The 21268-nt window shown below is 43.8% G+C and carries 19 protein-coding genes; all 19 read left to right on the top strand.

The window, feature by feature from the left end; genetic code table 11:
• A partial coding sequence (locus DW904_RS23280) for a hypothetical protein (protein WP_207664928.1) occupies positions 1-229 on the top strand: 229 nt, incomplete at its 5' end.
• 22 nt (positions 230-251) lie between these two features.
• Positions 252-2753, top strand: coding sequence for a LuxR C-terminal-related transcriptional regulator (locus DW904_RS24650; protein ID WP_118583276.1), 2502 nt, complete (start codon positions 252-254; stop codon positions 2751-2753).
• Positions 2754-2828: 75 nt separating this feature from the next.
• Positions 2829-4322 carry a hypothetical protein gene (locus tag DW904_RS17955; RefSeq protein WP_118583274.1) on the top strand — a complete coding sequence of 498 codons (1494 nt, stop codon included), beginning with the start codon at positions 2829-2831 and terminating at the stop codon, positions 4320-4322.
• 406 nt (positions 4323-4728) lie between these two features.
• On the top strand, positions 4729-5841 hold the full coding sequence (locus tag DW904_RS17945) for an RluA family pseudouridine synthase (RefSeq protein WP_243110486.1): 1113 nt from the start codon (positions 4729-4731) through the stop codon (positions 5839-5841).
• Complete coding sequence (locus DW904_RS17940) at positions 5838-6350, top strand: HD domain-containing protein (protein ID WP_118583270.1); 513 nt, start codon at positions 5838-5840, stop codon at positions 6348-6350. Before DW904_RS17945 ends, DW904_RS17940 begins: the two co-directional genes overlap by 4 nt.
• A 273-nt stretch (positions 6351-6623) precedes the next feature.
• Positions 6624-6977, top strand: coding sequence for a PadR family transcriptional regulator (locus DW904_RS17935; RefSeq protein WP_118583268.1), 354 nt, complete (start codon positions 6624-6626; stop codon positions 6975-6977).
• 5 nt (positions 6978-6982) lie between these two features.
• Positions 6983-7708 (top strand): DUF1700 domain-containing protein, encoded by a 726-nt coding sequence (locus DW904_RS17930; protein WP_118583266.1) that lies wholly within the window; start codon positions 6983-6985, stop codon positions 7706-7708.
• A complete protein-coding gene (locus DW904_RS17925) occupies positions 7705-8571 on the top strand; it encodes a DUF4097 family beta strand repeat-containing protein (RefSeq protein ID WP_118583264.1) in 867 nt (288 codons plus the stop codon). Before DW904_RS17930 ends, DW904_RS17925 begins: the two co-directional genes overlap by 4 nt.
• A 94-nt stretch (positions 8572-8665) precedes the next feature.
• Complete coding sequence (locus DW904_RS17920) at positions 8666-8851, top strand: PspC domain-containing protein (RefSeq protein ID WP_021924744.1); 186 nt, start codon at positions 8666-8668, stop codon at positions 8849-8851.
• Between the two features lie 207 nt (positions 8852-9058).
• Positions 9059-9247, top strand: a complete 189-nt coding sequence (locus DW904_RS17915) for a small, acid-soluble spore protein, alpha/beta type (RefSeq protein WP_118583262.1) — start codon at positions 9059-9061, stop codon at positions 9245-9247.
• A 380-nt stretch (positions 9248-9627) separates the two neighbouring features.
• Positions 9628-10503, top strand: coding sequence for a pyridoxal 5'-phosphate synthase lyase subunit PdxS (pdxS, locus tag DW904_RS17910; protein ID WP_118583261.1), 876 nt, complete (start codon positions 9628-9630; stop codon positions 10501-10503).
• A 1-nt stretch (position 10504) separates the two neighbouring features.
• Complete coding sequence (gene pdxT / locus DW904_RS17905) at positions 10505-11104, top strand: pyridoxal 5'-phosphate synthase glutaminase subunit PdxT (RefSeq protein WP_118583259.1); 600 nt, start codon at positions 10505-10507, stop codon at positions 11102-11104.
• Between the two features lie 173 nt (positions 11105-11277).
• Positions 11278-12582 (top strand): O-acetylhomoserine aminocarboxypropyltransferase/cysteine synthase family protein, encoded by a 1305-nt coding sequence (locus DW904_RS17900; protein ID WP_118583257.1) that lies wholly within the window; start codon positions 11278-11280, stop codon positions 12580-12582.
• A gap of 320 nt (positions 12583-12902) precedes the next feature.
• Positions 12903-14255 carry an EAL domain-containing protein gene (locus DW904_RS17895; protein WP_118583255.1) on the top strand — a complete coding sequence of 451 codons (1353 nt, stop codon included), beginning with the start codon at positions 12903-12905 and terminating at the stop codon, positions 14253-14255.
• Entirely contained in the window at positions 14242-14583 is a 342-nt protein-coding gene (locus tag DW904_RS24645; RefSeq protein ID WP_202187764.1) for an EAL domain-containing protein, read from the top strand. Before DW904_RS17895 ends, DW904_RS24645 begins: the two co-directional genes overlap by 14 nt.
• A 212-nt stretch (positions 14584-14795) precedes the next feature.
• Positions 14796-15017 carry a CotH kinase family protein gene (locus tag DW904_RS17885; protein ID WP_330673727.1) on the top strand — a complete coding sequence of 74 codons (222 nt, stop codon included), beginning with the start codon at positions 14796-14798 and terminating at the stop codon, positions 15015-15017.
• 141 nt (positions 15018-15158) lie between these two features.
• On the top strand, positions 15159-16130 hold the full coding sequence (locus tag DW904_RS17880) for a hypothetical protein (RefSeq protein ID WP_243110485.1): 972 nt from the start codon (positions 15159-15161) through the stop codon (positions 16128-16130).
• 253 nt (positions 16131-16383) lie between these two features.
• Positions 16384-17100, top strand: coding sequence for an ABC transporter ATP-binding protein (locus tag DW904_RS17875; protein WP_118583251.1), 717 nt, complete (start codon positions 16384-16386; stop codon positions 17098-17100).
• 7 nt (positions 17101-17107) lie between these two features.
• Positions 17108-21178 carry an FtsX-like permease family protein gene (locus tag DW904_RS17870; RefSeq protein WP_118583249.1) on the top strand — a complete coding sequence of 1357 codons (4071 nt, stop codon included), beginning with the start codon at positions 17108-17110 and terminating at the stop codon, positions 21176-21178.
• The last annotated feature ends 90 nt before the right edge of the window (positions 21179-21268 follow it).

The raw sequence follows: 21268 nt of genomic DNA, 5'->3' as shown, positions 1-21268 counted from the left end.
AAGATACAAAAATTGCCTGAGGAATGAAGCACATCAATATAACAAGCCCCAGCAAAAAGCCGGGGCTAATACTTCAATTATTTTAGGACATTTTCAAAAACGCTTGACAGTCAAACATAAGCAAAAGCAAAAGAATCCATTGGAATTTCCTGTCTTTTCCACTATAATTAAAAATAAAATGATCATTAGAGCGTGTCTGAAAAATTATTCAACAGCAATAGATCTATAAAGCAAGAGAGTGAGGGTATGAAATGCCAAAAGAAAAAATCAGCCTGAATTCCATTTACATATCAGAACGTTTACAAAAATCCCTGCAGCCTGTTTCCAACAGCGCGCTGACAGCCATAACAGCCCCTATGGGATATGGCAAAACAACTGCCGTAAACTGGTATCTGTCCAGAATGGCGAAAGACAGTCAGGCTTTGCTGATCCGGATCAGCATCTACTCGCAAAACCTTTCCATCTTCTGGAAAAGTGTGCAAAATGCATTTTCCTTCGCAGGTCTTAACTTTCTGGAAAACTACGACTGCCCGGAAGATGAAGCCTCCGCTGGATTTTTGACGGAAATTCTATGCTATCAACTGGAAAAATGTGAAAATTGTTATATTTTTATAGATGACTTTCATCTGTTAAAAGATGACCGGGCGGTCACTTTCCTGTGCAGAATGGCAGGGAGGATTCCGGAAAATGTGCATCTGATCGTAGCAAGCCGAAATCATTTTATCAGTGATGACTGGATTGTAAGACTTGGAGGAAGACTTCACAGAATAGAAATAGACGATCTGCGTCTGAACGCTGGGGAGCTGTCAGCCTATATTCGCCGCTGCGGAACTAGCCTGACAGACAGCCAGCTTGAGCAGCTTCTGAAATCCAGCGAAGGATGGTTCGCAGCTGTTTACCTGAATTTGTGTTCTTTTTCAAAATCAGGAGAATTGCCAGGAAAAACATCTGATATTTACCAGATGTTTTCCGCTTCCATGCTGAATCCTTTGCCAGAAGACAGAAAAGAATTTTTAAGTGCCATGGGGCTTGCAGATGAATTCACGGAAGAGATGGCAGAATTTATTACAAAAAGAGAAGACGTACACCAGATCTTGAAAACGCTCACCAGGCAGAATGCTTTTGTCACCTGCCTGAATGACGGGCAGACTTACCGCTTTCACCATATGATGAAAGAGTGCGCGTTTCGTGCGTTCAGAACACTGGATGATTCCAGACAGGCTTTCTATTATGAAAGATATGGTGCATGGTATGAAAAACATGGTGCCTATATCCATGCCTTGTCAGCATACCGGCGAAATCAGAATTTTGCAGCTATTCTCCGGGTGGTGCAAAAAGATGCCGGAATCTTACTTGCTTCTCTAAAACCGGAAGAGGTTCTGGAAGTTTTGAACAGATGTCCGGTTTCCGTTTTAAAAGAATATCCGCTTGCAATTCTGGTTCTTATGAGATGCATGTTTAACTGGAAAAATATTCCCAAAATGCTGGAACTGAAAGAACTTCTTCTGGCATCCATCAGAGAACATCCAAAGCTGTCTGAGGAAGAGAGAGGAAATCTTCTGGGCGAATGCGACCTGATCCAGAGCTTTCTTATGTACAATGATATTTCGAGAATGAGTCAGTTTCACCGCAGTGCCAGCGAGAAGATGACAAGACCTGCCATCAGTATCCGAAGTGACGGAGGCTGGACGTTTGGCTCCCCATCTGTACTTATGATGTTTCACAGGAAAAGCGGAGATCTTGACAAAGAGCTGGAAGAGATGAACCAGTGTATGCCTCATTATTACAAGATCACAAACGGACACGGACAGGGTGCAGAAACGATTATGAGCGCAGAGGCTCACTTTATGCGCGGAAATTTTGTTGATGCCCACATAGCATTGGAAAAGGCTTATACCCAGATTCAGGGAAACGGGCAGGAGAGCATTGCACTTTGCTGCGATTTTCTGGCACAAAGGCTGTCTATCTGCATGGACATAAAAATGAGAAATACATTTGAAGAACGTCGAAAAGAACTGCTGCAGGGGCATAATACCACCTGGGTCAATATTTTTGACAGCACCTGCGCCTATTACTATGCAGTCACCGGACAAACGGAGCGGATTCCGGCTCTCTTTGGAGCGCATATGCTTTCTACTGTGAATTTTCTGGCACCTGGGAGACCGATGATGGAAATGATCGAGAATCAGGTTTATCTTGCCCAGGGAGAATATTCGAAGGTGATCGGAAGAAGCGAATCCATTCTTGCCATGTGTCAGGCTCTTCACTACGATCTGGTGGCGCTTCATGTGCAGATCCAGCTTCTTGCGGCCAACTGGAAGCTGGGAAAAACAGAACAGGCGCTTGAACTTTTGAGAGGATCACTTTCCCAGGCTTTTCCAGATGGAATCCTTATGCCATTTGTGGAGAATTATCCATACATAGAGGAGCTTTTGAAGGGAAGCTTTTTCGGAATCAATGAAAATTTTCTTTTCAGGATCACCAGAATGGGGAAAGAATGGGAAATGCGGTGCGATCAGTTAAAAAAAGAGGAGGCGTATCCGCCGGTCTTTAAAGTACTGTCAGATCGTGAGCTGGAGATTACGGAGCTTATGGCGAAGCATATGAGTAACAAAGAAATCGCCCAGAGTCTGTTTTTATCCGAGGGAACTGTGAAGCAGTACATCAATCAGATTTATTCCAAATTACAGATTCCCGGGGATGTCCGGGTGAAGCGCAAGTATCTTTTGGAGATGATGGAAGGGAAAAGCTAACTGGAAGTTAATACTATTTTTGTCAGAGAAAACGTATAGTAAAGGTACAACATATTTCGACAGGAGGAAAATGGTATGAAGAGAAAAATAGTTACAGCGGTCATCGCGTTTATTTTATGTGCAGCAGTTGTTCCCACAGCTGGTATTTACAGCGTAATGGCAGAAAACGAGGATACGCTTCAGGTAGAGGACGGAGCTGACTATGCAGCACTTTCCGGTGTATGGAAAAATGAAGATGCACAGGCTGATGAAACTCTTACCTTAAGTGCAGACGGATTGTTTGTATATCACACCGGAGAAGGCGATGATGTTCAGGGATATCTGGAATATGTGGATGAATACAACGACGGAAATGGCAGATATGACATGTACAATCGCATGGGCATGTGGCTGGAGGGATTTTATCTGGACTCCGCGGATACTCTTCATATGGGAAATGACGGAGCTGCGGTTTTTACCAGAGCAGAGGAAGATCAGGCAGAAGAGAATTCGGAAGGTCAGACTGAAAACGAAGACAGCGTGGAAAAGAAAAGCTATGTCCTCATGTCAAATAAACGCTATACAGGACTGCGCCCTCTTTATAACAATTCCAGTTGGGAAGGAGGGTATTTCTATTCCGATATGACAGAGGACTGTATGACGGTGATCGTCAACTGCAGTGCTTTAAATGACAATGAATTCACCGGTACCCCGGAGGAATATATGGAACAGTTTGCAGGCTTTGTAAGTGAATCGGAAATAAAGGATTTCACAGCAGTACAGAATCAGGAATATACAGAGAAATTCACTTATCCGGTATATGAACTGGAATTTACCACCGGAGCAAATGAAGATACCTGCAAATGGAAAATGCTGTATTTCCAGACGGATACCAATACCTTTGCTTATGCTTACAGAGTTTCAGCGGATTTTGCTGAGGAGATGGAGGCGGAATACCGGGATGCCATTTCTTCTCTGGAGCTGACGGAGATTGAGGGCGTTGAAAATACAGAAACCACTTTCACTCAAGGGGAAGATTATGATCCAAGTGCCGAAGGAGAGAGCCTGGAAATGTTTATCTCTTATTTTGACAGCTGGTACCAGTATGGAGATTTAAATGCCATGAATATCCGGCTTTATGGAGAAGGAACCTGGGAAATCTACAACAGCCTGAATAGTGATAAAACAGGGGGATATTTTTTTGACAGCGGTACTTTTACCACACTTGGCACAACTGCCCTGAAATTGGTCAATGACAGCGGAATCTATGTGACAGATGTTACTTTGGATGGAGATGGCGATCTGATGCTCAGTCCTGTGATTTCCGGATATGGAAATATTTATGCAGGTGCAGCTTTTTTACGAGAGTCCGATTCTATCGCCTACGAAGCCCAGACAGCTGACGATGGTGAAGGATACGGAGACTACATTCCTGATGAAGATTATGTAGAGGAAAGTGATCCGGGAGATACTTATTACTGGTATGATGGGGAAGGAAATGTAATGTACTTTGATGGTTCCGACAGCTATTATATAGGACCGGATGACGTGTTCTATATTGATGAGGCAGGAAGGCTGATGGAATACTGATAAGCAGGTAAAACTAGTACATCGTTTCGTAAATAACTATACCAATCGCGTAGGATGGGGATTCGAGTGTGCAGGTATAAAAACGCAGGCGTAGCGGGCTACGCCGAGGCTTTTATACCTGTGCAATCGAATTCACAGACAAGTGAGTGGTATAGTTATTTCGAAAACGATGTACTAGAGCGTGCAGATTGCAGAAAGCCTTTTTCAAACACATTCTGGAACGTGGACAAAAAGAATTTTTTGAAAAATATATGACAAATTTTGCAAGCCGAATACCTGTGTGTATTTCGGCTTGCTTATTATTTCCTGTTTTAAGATCATAGGGGATTTCATAAGCTTTCATTTTGTGATAAACTATGTGATAAAGCTAAACAAGCTTCGTGTTTTGAGCAGCGGAGATTTCATTTTGACAAAGATATGGGCAGGAGCTATCAAGGATGCAGATATGGAAAGATATCTTGAGATAAAGATTACAGAGTTTGGAAAAGTAGGAGAGGTTTTGCGGGCTGAGGCAGGGCTTACAAAGAGGCAGATCAGTCAGGCAAAGTTCAGGCCGGGAGGTATCCTTAAAAATGGAAAACAGTGCCGTGTAACGGAAATAGCAGTGCCTGGTGATCGGCTTCAGGTATGTCTGGAAGCGAAAGGGATTGATTCAAAGCAACTGGTGTGTCCAGATACAAGTAGTTTCATAGAACGAGGAAAAAAACAATTATTGGATTTCGAAAGACAAGAGCTGGAAGACGGATTAAAACCCCAGAAACTTCAGATCCTTTATGAAGACCAGGATTTACTTGTAGTAAACAAGCCGGCTGGTATGGTGACGCACCCATCCGGAAGCCATTATCAGGACAGCATTTCTAACCTGCTCGCAGCCTATTTTCGTGAAAAAAATGAGACAACACGCATTCGGTCCATTGGACGTCTGGATAAAGAGACCTCCGGGATTTTACTTTTTGCCAGAAACCAGGTGGCGGCAGCCAGATTGCAGAAGCAGAGGGAAGAAGGAAAGCTGCAGAAGAAATATCTGGCGCTTGCAGAAGGAGATTTATCAGAAGCAAATGATTCTGTATTCTGGAAAGAAATTGCTATACCACTTGCCCCGGATCCGGAAAATCCCATGAAAATGACAATTTCTCCAGATGGACTGTTGCCAGGAAGCAGGAATGCAGTTACGTATTATAAGAACATAAAAAGTTTCGGCAATGTGACTCTTGTTGAGCTTCAGCTGGAAACCGGACGAACCCATCAGATCCGGGTTCACATGTTAGGGATAGGTCACCCTCTTCTGGGAGATACGATGTACAATCCTAGAACATGTTTGAAAATGAGTAACAGCAAAGAAAAAAAGAATATGGAAGGAAGAATAAATAATAGGAATAACTGCTTCAAAAGAGCTGCGCTCCATGCCTGGAAGTTGACTTTTTGTCACCCATTTACAGATGAAATAATCACTCTGGAAGCTCCCCTTCCAGATGATTTCTGCCGCTTTTTGAATGCAAACGAGGAGGAAAAAACATGACAGAAACACAGCAAACCATAAATAATGTTATCGCAAAAATGATCGCATATTCCGATGGAAACAAGCATGATATTGCCCATTTCCTGAAGGTATATACATATGCCAGAATGATTGGCGAGATGGAAAATTTAACCGAAAGAAAGCAGAAAATTCTGGAAATCGCAGCCGTGATCCACGACATTGCCTGCCCTGTATGCCGCGTAAAATATGGTAATACAAATGGCTCCAACCAGGAAAAAGAAAGTCCTAAGCTGGTAGAAAATTTCCTCAAGGATGTGGAAATTGATGATGAAATGAAAGAGAGAATCAACTATCTGGTTAGCCATCACCACACCTATACAAACGTAGACGGACTGGATTACCGCATTCTTCTGGAAGCTGATTTTCTTGTAAATGCAGATGAAAGTGAAATGTCTGAGAATGCTGTTGAAACAGCCAGAGAGCGCGTATTTGAGACCAATACAGGTAAAAAATTACTCACAAGTATCTATAAATTGCCTGCCAGGTAAAGCAATAGAAGGCGTTGAAAAAGAAAAAAATTGGGCTTGTAGTGAAGGATAAAAAAGGCTTTCACCTGTGACGGAGAAATTTATCAATTATTTGAAGTGAAAGAAAATATGTTGAAATATTGGCGTGGCATTGGCTGCGCCTTTTTTTGTGTAAATGATGGGAATATAGAAATTTGTTTTCAAAAATAGTATTGACAAAACTATATTATATATCATATAGTATTATTAATTAAACAATATTGATGAATTATATAATATGATTGGAGTGATCAGATGGTATTTAACACAGGAGCTGCACTTCTGGACGCTATTGTCCTGGCGGTTGTGTCCAAGGAGCCGGAAGGTACTTACGGATACAAGATCACCCAGGATGTACGCGGAGTTCTGGATATTTCAGAATCCACACTTTATCCAGTGCTGCGCCGCCTGCAGAAGGATGACTGCCTGGAAGTCTACGATCAGGCATATGCCGGACGAAATCGCAGATATTATAAACTGACGGAGAAAGGGCAGGCACAGCTGAATTTGTACAAGATCGAGTGGAAGAATTATTCCACCAAGATAGGCAGTATGTTTGAGGACGTTGGCAGAAATGCGGACAGAGGCCACATGAGGGAGGAGAATTAACAGGTATGGACAGAGCGCAGTTTATGAAACAGCTAGAGAGGCTGCTGTCTGATATTTCGGAAGCAGAAAAGCAGGAGGCGCTGGCTTACTACAACAGTTATTTTGATGAAGCTGGTCCTGAGAATGAGGCTTCCGTGATCAGAGAGCTTGGAAGCCCCGGAAAAGTGGCTGCCATAATAAAGGCAGACCTTGACGAAAGCAATGAGGAATATGCACAGTATACAGAGAATGGATATGAGGACTTGAGGGAAAACAAGGCTTCTTATATGCCGGAGATTCGCCAAAGAGATGGGGAACATGCAGGAAAAACAGATCGTATCCACAGGGGATATCGCCCGAAAGAGAAGGGAAGCAACAGCAGGTTTATCCTGATCCTAATTGCTCTGGTATTTCTTTCCCCATTTATCATTACAGCAGCCAGTGGCGTGTTCAGTATTTTACTGGTGGTGATCTTGTTTCCGTTTTTGGCGATTTTTGTATCCGGAGTTGTGGCGTTCGCATTTATCGTAGCAGCTTGCGCCTGCATTAGTGTGGGTGTTGGAACTTTGGTTACCAATACAGCTGTGGGACTTCTGGTAATGGGAATCGGCTGTTTTTTGTTTGCATTAGGAATTCTCTTCTGCATTTTAACAGGATGGCTGGGCTCCACGATTTTCCCATGGATTCTTCGTAAGGTAACAGACTTTTTCCAGAAAATCGTGTATCGGAATAAGAAGGAGGAGCAGGCATGAAAAAAGGAACAAAGGGAATGCTGATTGCAGCAGGTGCTTTCGCAGTGGCAGGAATTGGTTTCTGTATCGGTGGAATTTCTGTAGCAGCAGTGGAAACAGGCGGAAATGTGTTTGATCAGGCTGGACAGCTGCTTCAGGATAATGATTATCCGCTGGCTGGTCTGATCCATTGGGGAAACGCCCAATATCATTCTTCTGACATAGATTGGGATGCTTTAGATGGAAATACTGTGGATATGGATTTTGCCAGTGATCTGGAAATCAGTTTGAAGTATGATGAGCTCCTTATCCAGGAATACGATGGTGACAAGATTCGGGTAAATGTGGCAAATGATACGAAGAACGATGTGGTGGTTAAGGAAACTTCCGGGAAAATCATGATTACAGATACCCGCAGTGGCAATGTAAAAAAGAAGAAACAGATAAAAGTCATTGTTCCTTCCGGGAAAGACTTTGATACGGTAAGCCTGGGTGTTGACATGGGTACTATTGATCTGGAGTGCGATTTAAAGGTACAGGAGCTTTCGATGGAAGTTGGCGCTGGAGAATTTAGCGGTTATGGAAATATCACAGCAGCGTATTGTGATCTTCAGGTTGGCGCCGGAACCATCGACATTGATCAGCTTGATATTCAGAAATTGAATGCGGACTGCGGTGCTGGTGAAATTGACATGGTAGTAACTGGAAAAGAGAAGGACTATAATTACGATCTTTCCTGTGGTATGGGTGAGATTAATTTGGAGGATTCTGAGTACAGTGGACTTGGCATTGAGAAAAATATTTCCAATGAAGGTGCCAGAAAAGATATGGTGCTGGAATGCGGAATGGGCGAGATTGATGTGGAGTTTACTGGAGAAAGCTAAATCTTGCAGAAAGCTCTTTTCAGACACGCTCTGGTGTAAAGTTATGTAATGGATAAAAAAATAAGACAGAAATGTCAGATCGGAGGAATCAATTATGAGTAATAAGCGTTTATACAAATCAACCGTAAACTGTATGCTGTGCGGTGTGTGCGGAGGAATTGCCGAGTATTTCGATATCGACCCAACCCTGGTCCGCCTGGCCTGGGTAATCCTGACCTGCTTCGGCGGCGCAGGAATCTGGGCATATATTATTGCAGCGATTATTATTCCGAAAGCATAAGAAGAATCGCACAAGATCCACTGCCTGCGAAAACTTAGCTGCGGGGGGCCGAGCTGCTTAGTTGTAGTTGACAGTCAGCTTGGCAGAATATTGCGACGGTTCGCGTGGAATATGCCATGTCAAATTGCATCCACTTTGAATAAATGTATTATATTTTGTCCATACTCCCTATATACATCCAAACACTGTAAAAAGGAGCATAGACATATGAACAAAGACAAAGAAGTAGAAGCTTACAAATCCGGAAATCTTACCCCTGAAGAACAGACAAAATATGAAATTGCTCAGGAACTTGGCATTCTGGATAAAGTCTTAGAAGGGGGGTGGAAAAGCCTCTCCGCCAAAGAAACGGGCCGGATCGGTGGCATAATGGCGCGAAAGAAACCGAAAAAATAATAGTATATTATTTGCCCCTGCAACTTGCCATCAGGCTAGAGCGTGTTTGAAAAAGGCTCTAGGAGGGGCGGGAAAATGGGGGACGCGTAAGCGTCTCCTTTTCAGAAAAAATGGAGGAAAATTATGCGTATCCTGATAGCAGAAGACGAGATAGAAATTGCCCGGGCACTGAAGGTTTTGCTGGAAAAAAACAAGTCCTGCAGGACAGTTTGAGAGAAAATATTCAAACTGTCATTTTAAAATATATAAAAATTGGATATTTATAACGGTACAGTATTCCTGTATGCTTTCAGACAAATAAAAGGCAGTTGAAGAAATGGAGATCTGTTAAAACAGTGCCCCACAATTTTTCTGCACAATACATACAGGAGGAAATCAAAATGAGCCAGGAAAGATATGCATTAAATAAACAGCTTGCACAGATGTTAAAAGGTGGAGTGATCATGGACGTTACCACTCCGGAACAGGCAAAAATCGCAGAGGAGGCAGGTGCCTGTGCGGTTATGGCGCTGGAGAGGATTCCGGCAGATATTCGTGCAGCAGGCGGTGTTTCCAGGATGAGCGACCCCAAAATGATCAAAGGAATCCAGGAGGCAGTCTCCATTCCGGTTATGGCGAAATGTCGTATCGGACATTTTGTAGAAGCGCAGATTCTGGAAGCAATTGAGATTGATTATATTGATGAGAGCGAGGTGCTTTCCCCGGCAGATGATGTTTACCATATTGACAAGCGTCAGTTTAAAGTGCCATTTGTATGCGGAGCCAAAGATTTAGGGGAAGCTTTAAGGCGAATCGCAGAAGGTGCTTCCATGATTCGTACAAAAGGCGAACCAGGAACCGGCGATGTGGTACAGGCGGTGCGCCACATGCGCATGATGAACAGCGAAATCGGGAAAGTGGTTTCTATGCGTGAGGATGAGCTTTTTGAAGAAGCAAAGACCCTGCGTGTGCCATATGAGCTGGTTGAGTATGTACACAAAAACGGAAGACTTCCGGTGGTAAACTTTGCAGCAGGCGGCGTTGCGACTCCTGCAGATGCGGCCCTTATGATGCAGCTTGGCGCAGAAGGTGTGTTTGTGGGCTCTGGTATTTTCAAATCCGGTGATCCAAAGAAGCGTGCCGCAGCGATTGTAAAAGCGGTCACCAACTATCAGGATTCCAAAATGCTTGCAGAGCTTTCCGAAGACCTTGGTGAAGCTATGGTCGGAATCAATGAGCAGGAAATCCAGCTTCTGATGGCAGAGAGGGGCAAATAAGATGAAAATCGGAATCCTTGCTGTGCAGGGAGCTTTTGCAGAACATAAGAGCAAACTGGAAAAACTGGGTGCCCGGTGCGTGGAGCTGCGGAAAAAAGAAGACCTGGATGGAGACTTTGACGGACTGGTTTTGCCAGGCGGTGAGAGTACGGTACAGGGAAAACTCCTTCGGGAGCTGGAAATGTTTGAGCCTTTGAAAGAGAAAATCCAGGCTGGAATGCCGGTGCTTGCCACTTGTGCGGGGGTGATCCTTCTGGCTGACCACCTCTCTAATGACGGGCATGTGTATTTCGGAACCATGCCTGTGACAGTAAAAAGAAATGCCTACGGCAGACAGCTTGGCAGTTTTCACACCATTAGGGAAATGAAAGGAATCGGTCAGGTTCCCATGACATTCATTCGTGCCCCTTATATTGAGAAATGCGGAGAAGGCGCAGAAGTACTGGCTGAGGTGGATGGAAATATTGTAGCTGTAAAGTATAAAGAGCAGTATGGACTGGCATTTCATCCGGAACTGGATGAGGATGACAGGATACATGAGGCGTTTCTGAATAGTGTAAAGAAATATGCAAAGAAAAATTCCCCAAATACCTGGTTATAGAATGAACCTATAACCAGATATTATTTTTACATATTAGACAGATAATCCCCAGTATGTTACTATGCATTCATCAACAAAAACAAAGCAACAGCAAAGAAAAACATCAAAAACAATAACAAAACTAACATTAACAAAAAATGATGAAAAATAGTAAACATACGGAGGAAAGAAAAATGGCAGATATCAGAGATTCTAAAAACTGGGGATTTGAAACAAAACAGTTACACATTGGACAGGAGAAAGCAGATCCAGTAACAGATGCAAGAGCTGTTCCAATCTACGCTTCTACATCTTATGTATTCCATAACTCACAGCATGCAGCTGACCGTTTCGGACTTCGCGATGCCGGAAATATTTATGGAAGACTTACCAACCCTACAGAGGATGTTTTCGAGCAGAGAATTGCTGCTCTTGAAGGCGGAGTTGCAGCGCTTGCAGTTGCTTCCGGTGCAGCAGCTATCAATTATACATTCCAGGCACTTGCAAAAACAGGTGAGCACATTGTAGCTTCCAAGACCATCTACGGCGGAACATACAACCTTCTGGCACATACTCTTCCGCAGACCAGCGGCATCACCGCAACATTTGTAGATCCGGATGCAGAAGGCTCTTTCGAAGCTGCAATCCAGGAAAACACAAAAGCAATCTTTATTGAGACCCTTGGAAATCCGAACTCCAATCTGATTGATATTGAAGAAGTTGCAAAAATTGCGCACAAACATAACATTCCTCTTGTAGTTGATTCTACATTTGCAACTCCTTACCTGGTTCGCCCGATTGAGTATGGTGCAGATATCGTCGTTCATTCCGCAACCAAATTCATCGGAGGCCATGGAACTGCAATCGGTGGCGTGATCGTAGACAGTGGCAACTTCGACTGGAAAGCATCCGGCAAATTCCCGTGGATTTCTGAGCCGAACCCAAGCTATCATGGAATTTCCTTTGCAGAGGCAACCGCTCCGGCAGCATTTGTAACTTATATTCGTGCAATCATCCTTCGTGACACAGGAGCTACCCTTTCTCCATTCCATGCATTTTTGTTTTTACAGGGACTGGAAACTCTTTCCTTAAGAGTGGAGCGTCACGTAAGCAACGCCCTGAAAATCGTAGATTACCTGTCTAAACATCCACAGGTAGAAGCTGTTCATCATCCATCACTGGAGAGTGAGCCAAGTCATTATCTTTATAAGAAATACCTTCCAAACGGCGGCGGTTCCATCTTTACATTTGAGATCAAGGGTGATGCACAGACCGCTCAGAAGTTTATTGATAACCTTGCAATCTTCTCATTGCTTGCAAATGTTGCAGATGTAAAATCCCTTGTGATCCATCCTGCAACAACCACACACAGCCAGTGCACAGAGGAAGAGCTTCTTGACCAGGGCATCAAACCAAACACAATCCGTCTTTCCATCGGTATTGAGAAAGTGGAAGACCTGATCGCGGCTCTGGACGCAGCATTCGAGGCAGTAAAGTAATTAAAAAATAAATTCATTTCTGTAAAAGGTACTGTATTTCCTGAAATGGGAGATATGGTACCTTTTTTAGGCTACAACAGTCGAATTCGGCAAAATATATTGCAAAGTGGGGCGTGCAGATTGCGGGAATGATTTTTCAGACAGGCTCTGGCGCCTGCGGAATGATTACAGATTATCATAAAAATGTTTGTATTATTTATTCTTCTTTTTATACTTTATTAACATTTTATGTGCAAAATTGTCAAAATCTGTAGACAGAATTGTGCAAAATATGGTAAAATATTGACGTATTAGGGGAAAAGGGAAGGCAGTGATTTTGTGTGATAGATATCTCTAATCTTGACAGCCATATATTTGATGCTCTGTCTCAGACTTCAGATAATATGTACATTTATATAGCAGACCTGGAACGCGATTTTTCCAGATGGTCTAAGCCAAGTGTGGATTACTTCAATCTGCCAGGAGAATTTATAGAGAATACGGCGAAGGAATGGGTACAGCATATTCATCCTGCAGACCAGCATATTTTTCTGGAGGATATCGGCCGTATTTTTGAGGGGAAAAGCAACCGGCATAATTGTGAATACCGGGCTTTAAATAAATATGGGAAATATGTATGGGTAAGGTGCCAGGGAATTGTGGAGCGGAATGCGGATGGAAGCCTTGGCCTTTTTGTTGGCACGATGATGAATCTTGGTGTGAATGCCAAGTTTGACCAGCCCACTGGTTTATATACGTTTCATGAGCTGAAGAAGCAGCTTCCGGCATTTATCAGTCATGGAATGGAAGGTGCTGTTCTTCTTTTTGATGTGGACAGACTTCAGAGAATCAATGATATTCTTGGGTATTTGGTAGGAGATGAGGTTCTGCAGCGTCTGGGACAGAAATGTCAGAGCCTGGAGGGCGTTATTTCTTATCGAGGACCAGGAGGTAAATTCTATTGTATTACCACTGAGAAATCCGAGAATGCACTTGACCGGATCTACAAGGAAATGCAGAAGTTTTCAGTGGAAGTCCCCAGGGAGATGAATCTGGAGATCCAGTTGACAATTTCCTGCGGAGTGGCCTTTTTTCCACAGGATGCAGAGGATTTCGAGACTTTGCATGCAAATGTGGAATACGCCCTTGAGCAGGCAAAGAAAGTGGGACGTGGCAGCATTGCGCAGTTTTCCGGACAAATGCACAGAAAAACGGTGGAGAAATTCCGACTGCAGGAAGTGCTCCGTGAGTCTGTTGCCAATAATTGCAGAGGGTTTGCACTGGTATATCAGCCTCTGGTGAACGGAGAGACTCAGGATGTTTATGGTGCTGAGACTCTGATGCGTTTTTATCTGCCGGATGGAACCCTGGTTTCCCCAATGGAATTTATTCCGATCCTGGAGGAAGACGGAACCATCCGACAGGTGGGAGAGTGGCTTTTGAATAAGGCACTTGCCCAGGCGGCACTGTGGCGCATGGAGAATCCTGATTTTGTAATTTCCGTGAATGTTTCTTATATCCAGATACTTCAGGAAGGCTTCAGAGAAATGGTGACACGGATCGTGGAAGAATCTGGCACACCGGAGAAGCAGCTGATCCTGGAGCTTACAGAGAGCTGTAAAGTATCGGATCCCAATGGCCTTCGGATGATTTTGAATATTTTAAAATATGGGGATCAATATGGCACTGGATGATTTCGGCACGGAGTACTCTTCCATTGCATTGCTTCGCAAGCTGAAACCACAGTGGATCAAGATCGATCATACTTTTGTCCGTTCCATTCAGGATGATGAGATGGATCAGGCGATTCTGGAATATATTATGAATCTGAGTAAGCAGACCAGAATAAAGGTTTGTGTGGAAGGGGTGGAGAATAAGGAAATCCTTTCCGTTGTCCAGACTTATAAACCGGAATTGCTTCAGGGATACTATTATTCCAGACCCTGTCCGGCGGAGGAATTTTCAAAGAAATATTTCAATGGAAAAGATAAGACAGGCAGCTACGGTTGTCTGAAAAAATAATTCTGATAAGCGCTTTTTTATACGCTCTAAGGGAAAGACTAGTACATCGTTTTCGAAATAACTATACCACTCACTTGTCTGTGAATCCGATTGCACAGGTATAAAAGCCTCGGCGTAGCCGCTACGCCTACGTTTTTATACCTGCACACTCGAATCCACATCCTACGTGATTGGTATAGTTATTTACGAAGCGATGTACTAGTCTTTCGTCTATTGCAAGTGACCCCGATACAGATCGGTATAGCTTTAAACTGGAATTTGATCATTACATTGAAGGGCAGACCTGCTATGGTTTAGATAAGCTGATCCTGAATAATAATTATGCAGACGCTACCAATATGAAAGAAGCTGTAGAGGACAGTTTTATGCTGCGCAATTATGGCACAGAAGATGGAAATGAAGCATTACAAAAAACAGAGTCAGGTGGTGTATAATAAGAAAAACGGAGTTGAAAAGCCATGGTTAATCCGTTATAATTTTCATATATAAATACATGAAAAAAGTGTTTTTTCAGAAAATTGTATGTTGCTGGTCATGGGGTGGACAGCAACGACTATATGAAGGGGGATTTTTCTATGACGAAAATGAAGAAGATTTGCATACCTGTTCTTGCAGCTGCAGCCCTTGCATTTTCAGTTCCCGGAACTACGCAGGAGGCAGAGGCTTCCTGTAATACTTACCGTGTGAATGTTGTTACTGGATATCTGGCTCTGCGGACAGATACATCCTATAATAGTGGTAATGAGATCGGAGAACTTTACAGTGGTGATCTGGTGGAGGTATTGGATTATACTGGCGCCACTGGTTACTGGTATGTATACTCTCCTAAGTATGACGATTTCGGATATGTGAATAATGATTATCTGGATTCTGTGACATCTTCCGTATCTTCCTATGATACAATGTGGACCGTAAGCGTTTCCACCGGATATCTGGCTCTTCGCAATGCACCGGAATATGATGCATCTAATGAAATCGGTGAGCTTTATTCGGGAGATACCGTCTGGGTTTCCGACAGTAGCAATTCTCAGTACTGGTATGTGTATTCCCCGAAACTGGACGGCTATGGATATGTGAACCAGGAGTACCTGTACAGAGAAGAGGGACTGGATACAGATTCCAGCTATTTTGGCGAAGTAAGAACGGTCAGTGTAGCCAAGGGCTATCTGGCACTTCGCAATATGAAGGCATATGATGCTTCCAATGAAATCGGGGAATTATATTCCGGCGATACCGTACAGCTTCTGGACACAAGTGATTCCCAGTACTGGTATGTGTATTCCCCGAAATATGATACCAATGGATTTGTAAACAAAGATTATCTGGTGGGTGGAAATGCATATGCTACCTTGTATGTAAAAGTGCCTACCGGATATCTGGCTCTTCGATCCGCTATGGGATATGATGCGGCAAATGAGATTGGTGAACTGAATACCGGTGATACTGTGGTAGTAATTGATTCCAGTTCAGATAAATACTGGTATGTATATTCTCCACGCCTTATGAAATACGGATATGCAGATTGTAATTATATATTCTGCAATTGATGAGCAGGAAAGAAAAACAGCCTCTGACTTTTTTACTGGGAAAGTCAGAGGCTGTTTTTGAAATAACTATAATTTTTATAACTGCACACTTGAATTCATATCCTACGCGATTGGTATAGTTGTTACTGTTTACTCCGTGACCAGTAACGTATAGTTATCTTTATAGAAATTTCATACTTTCTCTGATTGAACAAAAAAACCTGCAATGCTATACTAAAATTAAAATATATTTGAAAAACAGGAGTGTGATAAATTGCAGGGTACCACAGAAAACTATATTCACCTTGAAAAGGTTTCTAAGATTTATGGAACGAAAGAAGTAAAAATAATCGCAGTAGATGAGATCAGCTTTAACATAGCTAAAGGCGAGTTTGCCGTGATCGTAGGGCCCAGTGGTGCTGGCAAGACTACGGTTCTGAATATTCTGGGCGGAATGGATACTGCCACCAGCGGTCAGATCTGGGTAGATGGAAGGAATATAGCGAAATACAATAACCGCCAGCTCACCAGCTACCGCAGGGACGATATTGGATTTGTTTTTCAGTTTTATAATCTGGTTCCCAATCTGACAGCCTTGGAAAACGTAGAACTGGCAGGACAGATCTGTAAGAACCCCATGGATCCGAAAACTGTTTTGGAAGAGGTGGGGCTGAAAGACAGACTTGGAAATTTTCCTGCACAGTTATCAGGCGGTGAACAGCAGAGAGTTTCCATTGCAAGAGCTCTTGCCAAGAATCCGAAGATGCTCCTTTGCGATGAGCCAACAGGCGCTCTGGATTACCAGACTGGTAAGGCGATTCTCAAGCTTTTACAGGATATGTGCCGCCAGAAGGGGATGACAGTAGTGGTTATCACTCATAACTCTGCATTGACGCCTATGGCAGATCGCGTGATTAAAATAAAAAACGGCAAGGTGGCACAGATGACTTTGAATGCCCACCCAACCCCGGTAGAAGAAATTGAGTGGTAGGTGAGAGATGAAAGCATTAAGAAAAGAATTCTGGATGGAGATCCGAAAAAGCAAATCCAGGTTTATCTCCATTCTTCTGATCGTGGCTCTTGGAGTGGCCTTCTTTTCCGGTATTCAGGCTTCCTCGCCGGATATGCGCTATTCCGGAGATGCCTATTATGACGAAAGCAGCCTGATGGATATCAAGGTTGTGGGCACAATGGGCCTGACATCTGATGATGTTTCTTCCATAGAAAGTATAGATGGCATCGAGTCCGCAGAAGGTGCCTGGTCTACCGATGTGATGTGCGGGGAAGGCCAGAAGCAGAAGGTTCTTCACATTGAATCCATAAATGACACAGTGAATAAACTGGATGTGCAGGAGGGACGCCTTCCGGAAAAAAGTGGAGAGATTTTTCTGGATAGCACATTTGCTTCTTCCAATGAATATAAGGTAGGAGATAAGGTGGCTTTGCGTGAAGAAGGAGATTCCCCCGTTCTTGTGACCACAGAATATACGGTAGTGGGAACTGGAAGAAGTCCTCTTTATATTTCCTTTAATAGAGGAAATACCACCCTTGGAACTGGTGAAGTCAATGGATTTGGATATGTGCTCCCAGAAGATTTTGACCAGGAAATTTATACGCAGATTTATGTGACCGTTCATGGAGCAAAGGGTCTTACAAGTTATACAGACGGTTATGAGAATCTGATCGCCAAGATCAAAGACCGTGTTGAAAACATAGCAGATGATCGCTGTCAGATCCGCCTTGCAGCTGTGAAGGCGGATGCACAGGAGGAAATCAATGATGCCCAGAAGAAGCTGGACGATGGGAAAAAAGAGGCAGATGAAAAGCTTGCTGACGCAAAAGAAGAGCTGGATAAAGGTGAAAAGGATTTAGAAGACGGCAGGAAAGAGTATGAAGATGGAAAATCCCAGTTAGAAGACGCAAAAACAGAGCTTGCCGATGGAAAAAAACAGCTGGAAGATGCGAAGACAGAGCTTACTGATGGGAAAAACCAGTTAGAAGATGCAAAAGCGCAGCTTGCTGATGGAAAAAGTCAGCTGGAATCTGCCAGGAGTCAGCTTTCCTCCAGCAAAAGCCAGCTTGACACTGCCAGAAGCCAGCTGGATGATGGATGGAGTCAGGTAAATGCAGCAAAAGCCCAGCTTGCTGACGGACAGGCTCAGCTTGATTCCGCGCAGAAGCAGGTAACCAGTGGTCTGGCAGAATTAGAGGAAAATCAGAAGACTTTAGATGAAAATAAAGCGAAACTTGCAGATGGAAAAGCCCAGATTGAGGAAGGCGAGCAGCAGTTAGAAGCCGCAAAGCAGACTTTGACAACAAAGCAAAGTGAACTGGATCAGTCAAAAGCGGAGATCATTGCCGGACAGCAGCAGATCGAAAGTACCAGAACCCAGTTAAATGCCCAGAAGCAGCAGATTACAGATGGACTTTCCCAGGTATCAGCAGGAGAAGCACAGCTTCAGGATGGAATAAGTGCTTTGGAAAGTGCAAAAGCTCAGCTGACGGAGCTGCAGAGTCAGATTGAGATAGTACGCGCAAGTTACAACGCAGCACTGGAAAATCCGGATGCTTCCCAGGAGGAAATAGATATTCTGGCAGCTCAGGTGTCTGCACTGGAAGAACAGGAGGCGGCGGTAAGCCAGCAGATTCAGGCAAGTGAAGCGCAGATTGAGAGTCAGCGGCAGCAGCTTGCAGCGACCAGAAGTGAGTTGGAAAGCGGGCTTGCAGCAGTCGAGGATGGACTTTCCCAGCTTTCTCAGAAAGAAAGCGAGCTGAATGCTGGACGGGAACAGATAACAGCAGGTCAGGCAGAGATTGACGCCGGATGGATTCAGATTCAGGAACAGGAGAATACTCTTGCTGCTTCGAAAGCTGAGATAGAGGCAGGGGAACAGGAACTGGAAAAAGGTCAGAAGCAGTTAAAGGCAGCAAAGAAAAAACTGAATAAAGCCCAGAAAGAAATTGATTCCAATGCAGAGACCCTGGCAGCAGGACAGGCGGAACTGGATGCCAATGTGGCAAAGCTGAATGACAGTGAAGCGCAGTATGCTTCCGGTCTGGAACAGTATAATTCCGGTGCCCGGCAAATCGCGGAAAATGAGGCAAAGCTTACTTCCGGAGAGCAAGAAATTGCAGAAAATGAGGCGAAGCTTGCCGATGGTGAGAAAGAAATCGCAGACAATGAGAAGAAGCTTGCAGACGGTGAAAAAGAGATTACAGACAATGAGAAAAAGCTTCAGGATGCGGTTAAAGACTTGAAAAAAGGTGAGAAAGACCTTGCAGATGGAAAGAAAGAGTACGAAGACGCCAAAAAAGATGCGGAGGATGAGATTGCCGAGAATCAGCAGAAGCTGGATGATGCGAAAAAGGAACTGGAAGATCTGGAAATGCCGGAGTGGATGGTCACAGATAGGGAGGAGCTTCCGGAATATACGGATTACGGTGATAATGCAGACCGTCTTCGAAACATCGGTCAGGTTTTCCCGGTCATCTTTTTCCTGGTAGCGGCATTGATCAGTCTTACCACTATGACTCGTATGGTGGAGGAGCAGCGAACCCAGATCGGTACCTTGAAGGCATTGGGATATAAGAAGTCTGCTATTGCAGCAAAATATATCTGTTATGCATTTTTTGCAACTCTTCTTGGCAGTGTGCTGGGAATGCTGATCGGAGAGAAAATCATTCCATACATTATTATAACTGCTTATGGGATTATGTATCACAATGTGGCAAATACCATTTCCATTGATTATCAGCCTGGCTTCGCATTGATCGCTTCCACAGCCTCTGTTGTATGTACAGTTGGAGCGACTCTTTTTGCAAGTGGAAAGGAGCTGCAGGAGACACCGGCCTCTCTTATGCGCCCACCGGCTCCGAAAGAGGGCAAGCGGGTATTGCTGGAGCGGCTCACATTTATATGGAAGCATTTAAGCTTTTCCTGGAAGTCCACAATTCGAAATCTTTTCCGTTACAAGAAGCGCCTGATCATGACGGTCTTTGGAATTGCAGGAAGCATGGGACTGATGCTGGTTGGCTTTGGGATTCAGGATTCCATCAGTGATATTGCCGCTATTCAGTACCGGGAGCTTCAGCATTATGACGGAATGGTGATTGAGGACAGCGATGCTACAGAGGAAGAACATGCAGAGCTGTTTGAATACATGAAGGAAAATGAGCAAATCGCCCATTGCAATCGGGTACAGATGACGAAAATCAGTGCTCCGAAAGGCAGCTCCAACATCAGTATTTATCTGTTTGTGCCAGAGAGCCTGAGTGAGTTTGCAAGGGATGTAACCTTAAAGAACCGTATTACCGGGGAAACATATGAGCTTACCGACGAAGGTGCTGCTATTTCCGAGAAAACAGCATCCCTGCTGGGATTAAAGGTGGGGGATATGATTCCCCTGAAAAAGGGAGATAAGGAATATAAGGTGAGGGTGGCTGTGATCACAGAGAATTATATGAGCCATTACCTTTATATGACGCCCAGGGTTTATGAGCAGACGTTCGGGGAAATGCCGGAGTATGAGAACATTGTGTTTACTATGCAGGAAGACTGCAAGGATGATCTGGAAATGGCAGGAACCCGGATCCTTGCTAATCCTGGTGCTCTCAGCATCAGTTATACCAGTAGTCTGGCATCACAGGTTGACCGTATGCTGAGCACTCTGGATGCGGTGATCCTGGTGCTGATCGTTTCCGCAGGAATGCTGGCTTTTGTGGTATTGTATAATCTGAATAATATCAATATTACAGAAAGACAGAGGGAACTGGCAACTTTGAAGGTGCTTGGCTTCTATGACGGAGAGGTCTCCCAGTATGTGCTTCGGGAAAACGTGATCCTGACAGTGCTTGGAATTATGTTTGGAGCAGTGTTTGGAATTCTCATTCACAGGTATGTGATTACTACGGTTGAGGTAGATGCAGTTATGTTTGGACGTAATATTAAGCCGCTGAGCTTTTTATACAGTGGAATTCTGACAAGCATATTTTCCATTGTGGTGAATGGGGTGATGCATTTTAAGCTGAAAACCATTGATATGGTGGAATCCTTAAAGAGTGTGGAATAAAAAATATTGAGAAAACACTGTCTGAGCGGTGTAATTGTGAAATTTTGAAATTAGCTTGACAAGCCGGAAGAATGCAATTATAGTTATATC

It is taken from the genome of Ruminococcus sp. AM42-11 (assembly GCF_003480145.1).
In the GTDB taxonomy this organism is placed as follows: domain Bacteria; phylum Bacillota; class Clostridia; order Lachnospirales; family Lachnospiraceae; genus Blautia_A; species Blautia_A faecis.
The sequence above is the reverse complement of the archived record's forward strand: the minus strand, read 5'-3'. Positions and strand labels throughout refer to the sequence as shown.

Coding starts and splice junctions, on each gene's coding strand:
- DW904_RS17935 (WP_118583268.1), top strand. CDS start 6,624: ATGGTATTTAACACAGGAGCTGCACTTCTGGACGCTATTGTCCTGGCG.
- DW904_RS24645 (WP_202187764.1), top strand. CDS start 14,242: ATGGCACTGGATGATTTCGGCACGGAGTACTCTTCCATTGCATTGCTT.
- DW904_RS17925 (WP_118583264.1), top strand. CDS start 7,705: ATGAAAAAAGGAACAAAGGGAATGCTGATTGCAGCAGGTGCTTTCGCA.
- pdxS (WP_118583261.1), top strand. CDS start 9,628: ATGAGCCAGGAAAGATATGCATTAAATAAACAGCTTGCACAGATGTTA.
- DW904_RS17930 (WP_118583266.1), top strand. CDS start 6,983: ATGGACAGAGCGCAGTTTATGAAACAGCTAGAGAGGCTGCTGTCTGAT.
- pdxT (WP_118583259.1), top strand. CDS start 10,505: ATGAAAATCGGAATCCTTGCTGTGCAGGGAGCTTTTGCAGAACATAAG.
- DW904_RS17920 (WP_021924744.1), top strand. CDS start 8,666: ATGAGTAATAAGCGTTTATACAAATCAACCGTAAACTGTATGCTGTGC.
- DW904_RS17940 (WP_118583270.1), top strand. CDS start 5,838: ATGACAGAAACACAGCAAACCATAAATAATGTTATCGCAAAAATGATC.
- DW904_RS24650 (WP_118583276.1), top strand. CDS start 252: ATGCCAAAAGAAAAAATCAGCCTGAATTCCATTTACATATCAGAACGT.
- DW904_RS17880 (WP_243110485.1), top strand. CDS start 15,159: ATGACGAAAATGAAGAAGATTTGCATACCTGTTCTTGCAGCTGCAGCC.
- DW904_RS17870 (WP_118583249.1), top strand. CDS start 17,108: ATGAAAGCATTAAGAAAAGAATTCTGGATGGAGATCCGAAAAAGCAAA.
- DW904_RS17955 (WP_118583274.1), top strand. CDS start 2,829: ATGAAGAGAAAAATAGTTACAGCGGTCATCGCGTTTATTTTATGTGCA.
- DW904_RS17900 (WP_118583257.1), top strand. CDS start 11,278: ATGGCAGATATCAGAGATTCTAAAAACTGGGGATTTGAAACAAAACAG.
- DW904_RS17915 (WP_118583262.1), top strand. CDS start 9,059: ATGAACAAAGACAAAGAAGTAGAAGCTTACAAATCCGGAAATCTTACC.